Raw genomic sequence first — 12,920 nt, forward strand, 5'->3', positions numbered from 1 at the left:
TAAAACATATTTAGGCGATTTGTCATCATTTAATCACAACATTTTGTTCACCGAGCAGCTCTTTTAACTGGAAAATCACAGCATGATCTGCATGAACTTTGTATGCATCTGGAAGTCTCATCGTCTTTTTTTGCTTCTCATAATACAAATAGACATCTGCTTCTCCGCTGTGCATCGAAAGGATTCGTTTTACTTGCTCTAGCAGCTCCTGCGTATGATTCTCTTCTTTCACACGAATGTAGACAGACTCTTTTCTTTTTACGTCCATCTCTTCCAGCAAAGCAGCTTCTTGCACGATGATTTGACTGCTGTCATTTCTGACCTCTACTCTGCCTTCAACATAAAGCATGTTGCCCTCCTCAAGTAAGGGGGACAGCTTTCTAAATTGCTCTGGAAAGACGACGCCTTCCATTTCTCCCGTTTCATCCCCAAATGTAACAAATGCCATCGATTGTCCATTTTTTGTCCGAATCGATTTCACTTTTGTCAAAAGACCACCCATTGAGATTTTACGCTTAATATAGGAAGAAAGTCTGATGATTTCCACTGCACCATTCTCTCTTAAGCGGTCTCGGTACGCTTGTACTGGATGATTTGATAAATATAACCCGAGTGCCTCTTTTTCAAATTGCAGGAGATCAACAAGCGGCATTTCTTCTATCTCCGCATATTTTGGCTTAATGGAGAAGGTTGTATCCCCAAGAAAGTCCAGCTGATCCTCTGGATTTAAAAATGACACGTGGTCTAACGCAATATCTATCGATGCTAATAACGAAGCACGATTGGGATAAAATTCATCCATCGCCCCTGAAAAAATGAGCGCTTCAATCGTTTTTCGGTTGACACTCTTTGGTGATACTCTTGCGCAAAAATCAAATAAATCTTCAAACGGCTTTTCCTGTCTTGCTCTGTATATATCCTTTACAGCTGACACTCCGACATTTTTAATCGCTCTTAAGCTGTAGCGGATCTCCCCTTTTTCAACCGTAAATGGAAACTCACTCTTATTAATAGAAGGCTTCAACACAGATATCCCTTTTTCCTTCGCCTCATAGAAATATTGAGCAATTTTGTCTTCATTTCCAATTACACTCGTTAAAAGACCGCACATAAAATATAACGGATAATGCGCTTTTAAATAAGCAAGCTGAAAGCCAATCATGCTATATGCAACAGCATGGCTTCTATTAAAACCATAGTTTGCAAATTTGACGATTAAGTCATAAACGTCATTTGCAATGTTAACAGGATACTCCTTTTTTAGGCATCCTTCAACAAAATGGCTTCGCTCTTCATCCAGGACCTTTTTATCCTTCTTTGAAACAGCTCTTCTTAATAGATCTGCCTCGCCCAGCTGAAATCCAGCCATTTTCGCTGCAATCAGCATGATCTGCTCCTGATAGACGATGACCCCATATGTATCCTTTAATATGTCATACAAATCAGGATGAGGATAGGAGACTTTGACTCTGCCATGCTTTCGGTCGATAAAAAGCGGGATATTTTCCATTGGACCTGGACGATAGAGAGCATTGACCGCCACGATATCTTCTAAACTAGACGGCTTCAGGCGCCTCAGCACCTGACGCATTCCCTGTGATTCAAGCTGGAATATTCCAGTTGTATCGCCCGCGGATAACAATTCAAACGTTTTTTGATCCTCATATGAAATGTCACTAAAGTTAATGTGGACGTTTTCCTGTCTTTCAATCTGGTTTTTAATGGATTCAATTAATGTTAAGTTTCTGAGCCCTAAGAAATCCATCTTTAGAAGTCCAAGATCTTCTAAATAATTCATGGCATACTGCGTTAAATACACACCTTCATGGCCGTCTTGAATTGGAACGACCTCTGTCAGCGGCTCCTCGCTCAGCACAACGCCAGCTGCATGTGTCGAGGTGTGTCTTGGCAAGCCTTCTACTTTTAAAGCAGTTTGGAAGACCTTTCGAAGCTCATCGGATTGCTGAAGCATCGTTTTTAATTCAGAAGATGCAGTCACCGCTTCTTTCAGCGTCGTTCCTGGCTTTGATGGAATCAGCTTGGCAAGACGGTCCGCTGCCTTTGAATCAATTCCCATCACACGACCAACATCCCTTAAAGCAGCTTTTGCTGCCAGTGTTCCAAACGTGACAATTTGCGCCACATGCATATCTCCGTATTTGTCTTTTACATAAGAAATGATTTCATCTCTTCTCGTGTCGGGGAAATCAATATCAATATCTGGCATGCTGATCCGCTCTGGATTTAAGAAGCGCTCAAATAAAAGACCGTGACGGATCGGATCGACATCCGTAATAAACAGAACATATGCAACAAGTGAACCCGCTGCTGATCCCCGCCCAGGGCCTGTGACAATTCCTTTGTCATGCGCATATTTCATAAAATCCCACACAATGAGAAAATAATCACTGAAATTCATTTTTTGGATAATGCTCAGCTCATATTCAAGCCTTTTGACATACATGTCATTTGAAGCAAGCTTTCTTTGCTTCATCCCTTCTGCGCACACTCTGCGTAAAAACTGATCTGCTGTTGATTGATCAGGAGTCGGGTAAGATGGGAGTTTTGTCTGCCCAAGATTTAAATCAACTTCACAGCGGTTTGCAATCTCCACCGTTCTTGTCAGCAGCTCTTGATCATCTCTATACCATTCCAACATTTCTTCAAAGGATCTGAAATGCTTTTCTCCTCGGTCTTCCTCTATCTCTGAAAGCTGCTTACCTGCTTTGATCGCTTTTAAGCACGTATAAGCCATTTTGTCTTCTCGATTGATATAGTGAACATCACCCGTCGCAACAAGAGGAATGTCTGTACTTTGTGAGACGTCCCGCAGTTTGCCGGCGAGCGATTCGTCCTGCTGAAATGGCTGAAGTGAGATATACACATGTCCCTCGCCGAATATATGCTTCAATTGTTTAGCGGCTTCACGCGCTTCTTCTAACTGATCATGCTGCAAAAGCGTTTCAATATACCCAGATGCGCCTGGTGTGATGGCAATGAGCCCGCGGTGATAGCTTTTGAGCCATTTCTCTTTCAATCCAGCTTTTGATTTTGATTTCAGCACACTGCTGATTTTGATTAGGTTTTGATAGCCTTCATTGTTTTTTGCAAGGAGTACCAAGGGATAAGCCTCTGTCTCTTGTTCATCTATGAAGACAGAAGCTGTTAAACCGATAACCGGCTTGATGCCATGTTTTTTACATTCCTTATAAAATTCAACCGTGCCATACATCACATGGTCATCGGTAAGAGCGAGCGCCTTGCAGCCAAGTTCTTTTGCTTTCAGCACAAGCTCCTTTACTTTAGCTGCACTGCTTAACAAGCTGTATCCACTGTGGACCTGAAGATGAACATAAGACATGCTTAATCCACTCCTTTCGTCTAAAGTCATTCTTTCATTATAAAACGCGATGCGATGAGAAACAAATGTTCTTTCTTTTCTGTCCGTTCATACTTGTCCAGAACACGCCATATATTGAATAGAGTGAGGTGGACAAAATGGATGTGAAGGAAGCTTTTATTCCGAATTTTATCAGCTGTTATTTTATCGCCCTAGGGGTCATCTTGGGTGGTGCTATCATAGGCGGTGTTGGTGCGTATTTATCTGGTCAGCCGCCTTTATCCATTATTACTAGTCTTGCCAACCGTTTAAAGATTTGGGCGCTTGTCGCCGCTATTGGCGGAACATTTGATGCTGTTTATAGCTTTGAACGAGGCATTTTTGAAGGAAACACGCGTGATATTTTCAAGCAGATTTTATTAATTATCTCTGCCATGGGCGGTGCACAAACGGGGTATCTCATTATTACGTGGCTCACCCAGGAGCATGTGTCATCATGAGGGTGCCGGAGCTGTATAAACGCCCAGGCTGGCAGCGTTTTTTTGCAGGAATGATGTTTGGTGCGATTGTAAGCTGGCTTATTTTTCTCTTTACATACGGAACCTTTCAGGAAAAGCAAGTGACACTGCTGAGAAGCCAGCAGCATCATATGGACAGTCTGAAAGAACAAATCACACTCTATCGGGAAGATTTGCATAAGTTAAATGAGGATAATAAGAAGCGGCTGCTGATCCAAAGCGTAGATGTTCATCTCGTGAATCGTGAGCAATATAAAATCCCAGAGCCAGATACGCTAAAGTTTGAAGATCAGGTCAAGGAGGATATCTCAGAAGTCATTACAAAAGATATTGAAAGTGTCTATAAAACAAAGGAATTACTAAAACGGACAGTGGAAAATAAAGAATATACCATTCGGGAAAAGGCATATCGCGCGAAAGTGACAGAGCTGACAATTTATACGAAGCTTTCACTTGAAGTACGTATTTCATTTGCTGAATAAAGAGGTTGTGGAATTTTTATGAATTTCTGCCCTCAATGATTTCTTTTCACGCTTCATTTTTATACACTAAAAGTAGAACGAGATCTTAAATAGAAAGAGGTGAGGACAATGGAGGTTTACAGCTATCGTCAAATGGCACGAGACAAAGCAAGCCGGATCAAAGACGGCATGTGTGCTTATGCTGAGACAGAAATGATGGCTCATTTAATTAAAAAAGAATTAAAGCATCAAAATCTCCAAGCCTATGAAGATTCAACAGACATCGGCTGCTGGTTTATCCCTGTATGCAAGTAACCCTTTTCTCCATGACAAAAAAGAGAGAAGGGACTTTATATCCCTCCTCTCTTATGATGATGCTTTACATACTTCCTCTAAATCACGCAAAATCTCATCTGCTACGGCCCAATCATAAATGGACGCACCGGCTGCAAGCGGGTGGCCGCCTCCATGATATTTTTTCGCAATGGTGTTAATGACGACGCCTTTAGAGCGGAATCTCACACGAATCTGATCGTTTTCTTCCACAAAAAAGACCCATGCCTTAATGCCTGCAATATTTCCTAGTGTCCCAACAAGCTGTGAGGCCTGCTGCGCTGTTGTTTGGAACGATTCCAAAATTTCGCGCTTAATGAAAACAGATGCAACCCCGTTCTCTGACAAAGTAATATGTTGAAAAATATAGCCATTTAATTTCACGACATTCAAATCTGTCTCATACAATTGATTGAAAAGATCTGAAGATGAAAATGGATATTCGATAAGTTCCCCTGCATATTTGAGTGTCTTTTTCGTTGTATTTGGGAAAAGGAAGCGGCCTGTGTCTCCTACAATGCCGGCATAGATCAATTCAGCTGCCTTTGTATTCAGCTGATATCCTTCTTCTTTCCCCTCTAAGTACAATTCATAAATCATCTCGCTCACAGAGCTTGCCTCTGTATCCACCCAAAGCAAATCACCATAAGGATCTTCATTCGGGTGATGGTCGATTTTCATTAGCTTATCGCCCATTAAATAGCGCTGATCATCGATTCTTGCTTGATTGGCCGTGTCACAGACAATGACAAGGGCCCCTTTATACAGATCGTCTGGTACCTCATCGAGTTCATATAAAAATGAAAGGGATGGCTCAGGCGTTCCTGTCGCATAAATATTTTTTTCTGGATAGGTGGCACGCAAGATTTCCGTAAGGCCGCACTGCGATCCATACGCATCAGGATCTGGTCTTACATGTCTATGGATGATGATGGTGTCATATAATGATATGGTTCTAATCAGTTCTTTTTTCATAAAAACTCCTTCTCATGCGATACTCTTTTTATTATTAAATCATAATCTATCGTGACGGAAAAGTGAGGAATAGACAATTTATTCTAGTAAGCAAGCCTATTTACGTTTAAAATAGGGTTGTAACCACTTACAATGGAGGCTTGGCACATGCTTGTTTTGATTGTGTTTATTATTTGTTCTGCCATGTTTTATTTATACTACAAAGCAAAAAATGTCCGTACGAACCGGCCAGTCGAGAAAAAATTCTGGTCGGCGAAATCCAGTATGGCCCTTGGCTGCTTTGTCCTGCTCTTCGGTGTGAATCAATTATTTTTAAACCGCTCGTCACTCGCATTTGTCATCGGATTTATTTTTGTTGCTGTTGGTATCGGCAGTACATGGGCTGGGTATAAAGCCTACAAGCATTATCTTCCGCTCTTTTTAAAGGAAGGCGAAAAAGATCACGCGTAATAAGGAAAGGGGCGACATGAGTTCGCCCTTTTTATCATTATCCTCTTTCCATCAGCTGCACCATCAGCATCGCTTTGCCTACGATATTCGATTGGTGATAAACCTCCACTTCCAGCTTTCCAAACTTGCGTCCTACTTCTAAAATATTCGGCTTAATCTGGATGGTGGATTCCATTTGGACCGGTTTTAAGAAATAGACAGAGAGACTCTCGACGATCAGTTCGCCCTTTTTATGAGATTTTAAGAAGCGGTTGGCAGATTCGATTAAAATTTGTGTGAACACCCCATATGAAATGTTTCCAAGCTGGTTCGTCATTTGCGGGGTAACCTCGTATTGATAAACCGCATCCGCTTTTGGTTTCTCTGTATCGGTTTCTTTAAATCCTCTTGAGACAACATCATCCAGCTTTTCTCCGACCTGCGGCTGCTTTTGAATCATTTGGAGCGCCTTGAGCACATCCTGACGGCTGATCATACCGATTAGCTTCGCATGATCATCCACAACTGGCAGCACCTCAATGCCTTCCCACACCATCATTTGTGCAGCTGAGGCGACAGATGTTTTGCCAATGACCGTCAGCGGATTTTTCGTCATCACTTTTTCAATCGGTGTGGAGCGGTCATGCCCCGCAATATCCTTTGAGGTGAGGATTCCGTGAATCTTCATTTGATCATCTGCGACCGGGAAACGGCCGTGTCCAGTTTCATAATTCTTTTCATACCATTTTTCAAGCTTATCCTCTGGTGATAAATACACGGTGCGTTCAATCGGCGTTAAAATATCTTCTACAAGCACAATTTCTTTTTTAATTAATTGGTCATAAATGGCTCTGTTAATGAGAGCCGCTACGGTAAATGTATCGTAGCTTGTCGATAAAATCGGCAGCTCCAGCTCATCTGCGAGCTGAATGATTTCATCATCTGTGGAGAATCCGCCTGTGACCAGCACAGCCGCCCCTGCCTCTAATGCCTGCCTATGGGCATTGATCCGGTTTCCGACGATGAGCAGGTTGCCAGCAGCCGTATAGCGCATCATTGCGTCCAGCTCCATCGCTCCGATAACAAATTTATTTAACGTTTTATGTAAGCCGGCGCGTCCTCCAAGGACCTGACCATCAATAACATTGACCACTTCTGCATATGTGAGTTTTTCAATATTTTCTTTTTTCTTTTGTTCAATTCGAATGGTGCCGACTCGTTCAATGGTACTGACGAATCCTTTATTTTCAGCATCTTTGATGGCCCGGTAAGCGGTACCTTCGCTCACTTTCATTTCTTTCGCTATGCGCCGGACAGAAATTTTCTCTCCGACATCTAATGAATCAATATAAGATAAAATTTGCTCATGCTTTGTCGCCAATCCCGTTCACCCTTTTTGTTTTCAGCGTTTTCATCTATGTTTCATTATAAGGGCAGGAGGCTTTTAATAGCAATTTGTCTTTTCTTTCGGCAGATGAATGAAGGCAAATAAAAAAAGCCGGCATTTGTGTGCCAGCTTTTTTCATATGAGGATTAAATGTCGATTGATTCCCCGCTGTTTAACACATGACCGACGCCGCCATGCAGACTGTCTGCAAACGCATGCGGATCCTGTTCAATTGGCGGGAATGTGCTGTAGTGAATCGGAACGACCTGTTTTGCACGCAGCCATTCTGCTGCGATTCTTGCATCCTCTGGTCCCATTGTGAAGTTATCCCCAATTGGAAGGAATGCGAGCTCAATATGATTCAGCTCACCAATCAGTTTCATATCTGAAAAGAGTGCAGTGTCTCCAGCATGATAAATTGTTTTGCCCTCTGCGGTAAATAAAATACCGGATGGCATCCCTGTATACGTAATTGTTTTCGTTTCTTCATCAATGACAGCTGAACCATGAAACGCTTGCGTGAGCTTCACTTTACCAAATTCAAACTCACGTCCGCCCCCGATATGAAGCGGGTGCGTTTTCACCCCTTGCCAGCTTAAATAAACGGCAAGCTCATTTGGCGCAACGACGAGAGCGTCATTATTTTTAGCAATTTCAATGGTGTCACCAAGGTGATCTCCATGTCCATGTGTCAGTAAAATGACATCCGCTTTCACATCTTGCGGTTTGATCTCTGTGTGCTTATTTCCATTTAAAAATGGGTCAATCCAAATATGATATCCGTTTGTTTCAATGTGTACAACTGAATGTCCATGATATGTAGCTTTCATGTAGTATATCCACCTTTCAATTTTGATCTCATATCATTTATTCCCTCTATAAAAAGCTGAAAAACTTAATGCCTGTGAATCACGTTAAGACCACCTGTTGCTTCAATGACGGTCCCTGTAATGAGATCTGAACGGTCATCACATAGAAATGAGATGATACGCCCTATATCCTCTCCAGTGCCAGACCTGCCTATCGGCGTTTCATCGTCTTTGATTTGACGGGCTTTCTCTATTGTCGATTCTTTCATGTCTCCAACGATTTTGCCTGGACAAACCATATTAGCAGTGATGCCATTTTCGGCTTCTTCAATCGCAATGGTTTTCGTCAATGACGCAAGGCCCACTTTTGCCGCTCCAAAGGCAGATCTGTGCATCCAGCCTGGCGCATGGTCTGCACCTTGGAAGCCATAAGTGATAATGCGGCCAAAGCCTTGTTTTCTCATCGTTGGGATAACCATTCGGAACAAATGGAATACTGCTGATAGGTTGCCTTCTATCATTTGATACCATTCATCTTCAGAGTAATCCGCCAGTTTTTTTCGTTCAAAAATATAAGGACCGGCATTGTTAATCAAGGCATCAATCCGTCCAAATCGCTCTGCTGCCAGCTCTACCATGTTTTTTAAATCTTCTTTTTTTGTCACATCACCTTGGACAAATTGAAGCTTATCTTCGTACTGGTGTAATTCTTCTTTCATCTGCCGGACAGCTTCATCATCACTTCGATAATTCACTGTCACAGAATACCCCATATTTAGTAAAGACTCGGTAACTTTCCGGCCAAGTCCTTTAGAACCCGCTGTTATTAATGCGTGTCGCACACAATCTCCTCCTAAAGCAAAGGTTGCAAGTTCACGTGTTTCTTTTGTTATCTTTACTTTACTATAAACCGGCATCTGGCGCACTTATGAACCCTTTATCGATATGAGTCAAACAGTATAGGGTGATTCATCCACTTTTTCAAATCCCATGAGCCATGGATATCGAGCAGCAGAGAAACAAAACGATAGCACTCTCTCACCTCATGAAGATCACGAGGAAGCGGGCAAATCTCTTCATAGCCCAATTGAACATTGCGGGCAGCTTCTTTCGTCAAAAGGTATTCCAATGCAATAAAATCAAACGCAGCTGGTCCATATACGACATATTCTGTATCAACTAAACTCGTCACTTGATCATCTTTTTCAATATATTGAGACGGATCTAAATCAATTAAAATGAGACTTGCTGAATCAGGGGGCTTTAGCTTTTCCATCTTTTGCAGCACAATTTCTGCATAACAGTGAAATTCATGCTGATCAGCGTAATAGCGGCCTATGAGTTTGAATACAGCCTTTTTTAACACAGCATGGAATTCTCTCAAATGCTTCTTTTCAGCTCCGTAGACTGCACCAAAAAAGTCAGTACGATATGAATGAAGATGTGCTAGTTTCCTCCCATAATCCTTATAAAAGTCTGATGAACGTCCCTCAAAAGATGTACAAGGTGTTCCTTCTACTTTTTCCATTACATAAAAATGTCTCCCTGCCTTCTTCACTTTACGAACAACTTTTGGAATATGAAAGGAATTCGTATGAGACAGCTTTTGATTGATTTGATCGATATGCTCTTCTACAGTACGGTCATCTACTCCATAGATCAATTTGATCCCAGAAACAAATTCACTTTCTTCTCTTGCAGTTTTAGGAGATTTGACTACATATTCCGTTTTATCTTGTAAGGAGATCAGCCACACATCATTAGCCCGTCCGTCATATTGTTCTCCTAACGTTTTCACTGATACGATTGGTTGATGAAACAAAGCCTCAAGCGTTTTCTTCATGATCTGCTGTCACTCCCTCTTCTGCTTGACGCAGGTATGCTTTCATTTCTCCAATGATCATCAATCTCCTTTTTCCATGACAAAAAAACCATCCGTATAAACGAATGGTTATGATAAGTTATGCCAGGCAGGCTTTTGCTTTTTCTAAAGCGAGCTGAATTTGTTTGAATCCAGTTCCGCCTGCACTTGTTCTTTTTTCAACCGCAACATATGGATCAAGAACAGTGTAAATGTCTTGTTCAAAAAGATCGCTTGCTTCTGTGAATGTTTCAAAAGAAAGATCACTTAGATAGATGCCTTTTTGAATACATGTATACACAAGCTTTCCAACGATTTCGTGTGCTTCACGGAATGGCATGCCTTTTTTCGCAAGGTAGTCAGCCACTTCTGTCGCATTTGAGAAATCTTCTTTTGTTGCCTTTTTCATGACATCTTCGTTCACTGTCATCGTTTGAATCATGCCTGTGAAGATTTGCAGGCTGCCAGCGATGGTTTTCACTGTATCAAACATACCTTCTTTATCTTCTTGCAGATCTTTGTTATACGTAAGCGGCAAGCCTTTCATAATCGTGAGAAGCCCCATCAGGTTGCCATACACACGGCCTGTTTTCCCGCGGATTAATTCAGCCATATCCGGGTTTTTCTTCTGCGGCATCATGCTGCTGCCTGTTGCATACGTATCATCAAGTTCAATGAATTTGAATTCTTGCGAGCACCATAAAATGATTTCCTCACAAAAACGTGAGAGGTGCATCATCACAAGACTGCTATTAGACAAAAACTCTAAAATGAAGTCCCGGTCACTCACACCATCGAGGCTGTTTTCGTAAATGTGGTCAAAGCCAAGCTGCTCTGCTGTATATTCACGATCAATCGGGAATGTCGTTCCTGCTAACGCTCCGCATCCAAGTGGAGACACGTTAATTCGCTTTAATGAATCTTGGAAACGCGCTTTGTCACGCTCAAGCATCCAGAAATAGGCGAGCATATGATGGGCAAACGAAATAGGCTGTGCACGCTGCAGGTGCGTATATCCTGGAAAAATCGTTTCAACGTGCTGTTCTGCCTTTTCTACAAGCACCGTTTGAAAGGAAGAGATCAGTTCAATGATATGCTCTACTTGGTTATTCAAATACAAGTGCATATCAGTTGCGACCTGATCATTCCGGCTTCTCGCTGTGTGCAATTTGCCGCCAAGCGGACCAATCTCATCAATGAGCATTTTCTCAAGGTTTAAATGAATGTCCTCATAATCGACTGAGAATTCCAGTTCATCCGCCTCTGCCTTTTTCATGAGCGTATTTAGTCCGTCTTTGATGGCAGCGGCCTCCTCATCACCGAGGATACCGCATTTATTCAGCATACTTGCATGAGCAAGGGAGCCGGTCAGATCTTCTTTGACTAATTGTTTGTCGAAATGAATGGACGCGCCAAACTCATCGACCCATTTTTCTGGTGTTTTTTGAAATCGGCCTCCCCAAAGCTTTTTCATGCTTTAACCTGCTCCTTTTTATTCACGATGCTGTTTACTTTTGTCGGTAAGCCCCAAAGATTAATAAATCCTACAGCTGCATCATGATCGAATTCATCTGCTTTTGTATAAGTGGCTAGATTTTCATCATAAAGTGAATATGGTGATTTACGTCCTTCTACAATGGCATGACCTTTAAATAGTTTCACACGTACAACACCTGTTACGTTCTGCTGTGTTTCTTGTAAGAATGCATCTAGTGCTTCTTTAAGCGGTGAGAACCATAAGCCGTTGTATATTAATTCAGCCATTTTTTGTTCAACGATTGGTTTAAAGTGAGCGACTTCTTTGACTAGCGTTAAGTCTTCAAGCTCTTTATGCGCTTTTAGAAGTGTGACAGCACCTGGGCATTCGTACACTTCACGAGATTTGATGCCGACAAGACGGTTTTCAACGTGATCGATTCTGCCAACACCATGCTGTCCAGCGACTTCATTTAAATGAAGGATGAGATCAGATAATGAATACTGGATACCGTCAATGGCTGTCGGTTTTCCTTTTTCAAACGTGATTTCAATGATTTCAGGTGTGTCAGGCGTTTTTTCAAGTGGATTTGTCAGATCGTATGCACCTTCTGGCGGCGCAGCCCAAGGATCTTCTAAAATGCCACATTCGTTACTTCTGCCCCAAAGGTTTTGGTCGATTGAATATGGGCTGTCTAAATTAATCGGAATTGGAATACCGTGTTTTTGTGCATAATCGATTTCTTCATCACGAGACCATTTCCATTCACGCACTGGTGCAAGAACTTCTAGGTCTGGATTCAATGCTTTAATGGATACTTCAAAACGAACTTGGTCGTTCCCTTTTCCAGTACATCCATGAGCAACTGCTACTGCATTTTCTTTTTCTGCTACTTCCACTAATTTTTTTGCAATAAGCGGACGGGATAGTGCAGATACTAGTGGATATTTTCCTTCATACATTGTGTGTGCTTGTAATGCAGTGAGTGCAAACTCTTCAGCAAATTCTTCTTTTGCGTCAATCATGTATGATTGAACAGCTCCGACTTGAAGTGCTTTTTGTTGAACGAATGCTAAATCTTTTCCTTCACCTACGTCCAGGCAGCAAGCAACGACTTCGTATCCTTGCTCTTGTAACCATTTAACTGCAACAGAGGTATCAAGACCTCCGGAATATGCTAATACGACTTTTTTATTTTGTGACATGATTGAAAAGCTCCTCTCGCTTGTTTTGATTCTGTGAATGTTTTTGCATAAAAATAAGTTTTAATTTATAAACATGCATTTAGTATGTATACACTGTAACAAGGAAAAATTGTTTTTTCAACCCC

12 protein-coding genes are annotated in these 12,920 nt (G+C 41.8%); 4 read left to right on the forward strand and 8 right to left on the reverse strand.

The genetic code is table 11. From position 1 onward, the window contains the following. Nucleotides 1-25 precede the first annotated feature (25 nt). Nucleotides 26-3,361, reverse strand: a complete 3,336-nt coding sequence (dnaE, locus tag H7F25_RS11905) for a DNA polymerase III subunit alpha (protein ID WP_185853757.1) — start codon at nucleotides 3,359-3,361, stop codon at nucleotides 26-28. A 137-nt stretch (nucleotides 3,362-3,498) separates the two neighbouring features. Between dnaE and H7F25_RS11910 the strand changes: the two genes are divergently transcribed. From H7F25_RS11910 to H7F25_RS11920, 3 genes are all read left to right on the forward strand, one after another. Continuing rightward, on the forward strand, nucleotides 3,499-3,840 hold the full coding sequence (locus H7F25_RS11910; protein WP_024424798.1) for a sporulation membrane protein YtrH: 342 nt from the start codon (nucleotides 3,499-3,501) through the stop codon (nucleotides 3,838-3,840). After that, nucleotides 3,837-4,340, forward strand: coding sequence for a sporulation membrane protein YtrI (gene ytrI / locus H7F25_RS11915; protein WP_003216226.1), 504 nt, complete (start codon nucleotides 3,837-3,839; stop codon nucleotides 4,338-4,340). The genes H7F25_RS11910 and ytrI overlap by 4 nt, the downstream gene beginning before the upstream one ends. Before the next feature lie 108 nt (nucleotides 4,341-4,448). Beyond that, nucleotides 4,449-4,634 (forward strand): YtzJ family protein, encoded by a 186-nt coding sequence (locus tag H7F25_RS11920; RefSeq protein WP_003216400.1) that lies wholly within the window; start codon nucleotides 4,449-4,451, stop codon nucleotides 4,632-4,634. Between the two features lie 51 nt (nucleotides 4,635-4,685). On the opposite strand, the gene H7F25_RS11925 is transcribed toward H7F25_RS11920, so the two are convergent. Beyond that, nucleotides 4,686-5,627 (reverse strand): DHH family phosphoesterase, encoded by a 942-nt coding sequence (locus H7F25_RS11925; protein ID WP_185853758.1) that lies wholly within the window; start codon nucleotides 5,625-5,627, stop codon nucleotides 4,686-4,688. A 147-nt stretch (nucleotides 5,628-5,774) separates the two neighbouring features. On the opposite strand from H7F25_RS11925, the gene H7F25_RS11930 reads away from it, so the two are divergent. Beyond that, on the forward strand, nucleotides 5,775-6,077 hold the full coding sequence (locus tag H7F25_RS11930; protein WP_003216665.1) for a YtpI family protein: 303 nt from the start codon (nucleotides 5,775-5,777) through the stop codon (nucleotides 6,075-6,077). A gap of 37 nt (nucleotides 6,078-6,114) precedes the next feature. Here the strand turns inward: H7F25_RS11930 and H7F25_RS11935 are convergent, their stop codons facing one another. The 6 genes from H7F25_RS11935 to H7F25_RS11960 all read right to left on the reverse strand — a co-directional run bounded on the left by H7F25_RS11935 (nucleotide 6,115) and on the right by H7F25_RS11960 (nucleotide 12,795). After that, the gene (locus H7F25_RS11935; RefSeq protein WP_034279630.1) at nucleotides 6,115-7,437 is read right to left on the reverse strand and encodes a CBS domain-containing protein; all 1,323 of its coding nucleotides are present in this window, start codon (nucleotides 7,435-7,437) and stop codon (nucleotides 6,115-6,117) included. A gap of 152 nt (nucleotides 7,438-7,589) precedes the next feature. Then, nucleotides 7,590-8,273, reverse strand: a complete 684-nt coding sequence (locus H7F25_RS11940; RefSeq protein ID WP_025092262.1) for a metal-dependent hydrolase — start codon at nucleotides 8,271-8,273, stop codon at nucleotides 7,590-7,592. A 65-nt stretch (nucleotides 8,274-8,338) separates the two neighbouring features. Then, on the reverse strand, nucleotides 8,339-9,094 hold the full coding sequence (locus H7F25_RS11945; protein ID WP_034624202.1) for an SDR family oxidoreductase: 756 nt from the start codon (nucleotides 9,092-9,094) through the stop codon (nucleotides 8,339-8,341). Nucleotides 9,095-9,189: 95 nt separating this feature from the next. Beyond that, nucleotides 9,190-10,095 carry an aminoglycoside phosphotransferase family protein gene (locus H7F25_RS11950; RefSeq protein WP_172881097.1) on the reverse strand — a complete coding sequence of 302 codons (906 nt, stop codon included), beginning with the start codon at nucleotides 10,093-10,095 and terminating at the stop codon, nucleotides 9,190-9,192. 118 nt (nucleotides 10,096-10,213) lie between these two features. Beyond that, nucleotides 10,214-11,587, reverse strand: a complete 1,374-nt coding sequence (argH, locus tag H7F25_RS11955; protein ID WP_034624205.1) for an argininosuccinate lyase — start codon at nucleotides 11,585-11,587, stop codon at nucleotides 10,214-10,216. Next, nucleotides 11,584-12,795 (reverse strand): argininosuccinate synthase, encoded by a 1,212-nt coding sequence (locus tag H7F25_RS11960; RefSeq protein WP_024424806.1) that lies wholly within the window; start codon nucleotides 12,793-12,795, stop codon nucleotides 11,584-11,586. Before H7F25_RS11960 ends, argH begins: the two co-directional genes overlap by 4 nt. Nucleotides 12,796-12,920: the final 125 nt, after the last annotated feature.

Origin of the sequence: Bacillus sp. PAMC28571 (genome assembly GCF_014250435.1) — a bacterium.
GTDB classification, from domain to species: Bacteria; Bacillota; Bacilli; order Bacillales; family Bacillaceae; genus Bacillus; species Bacillus safensis.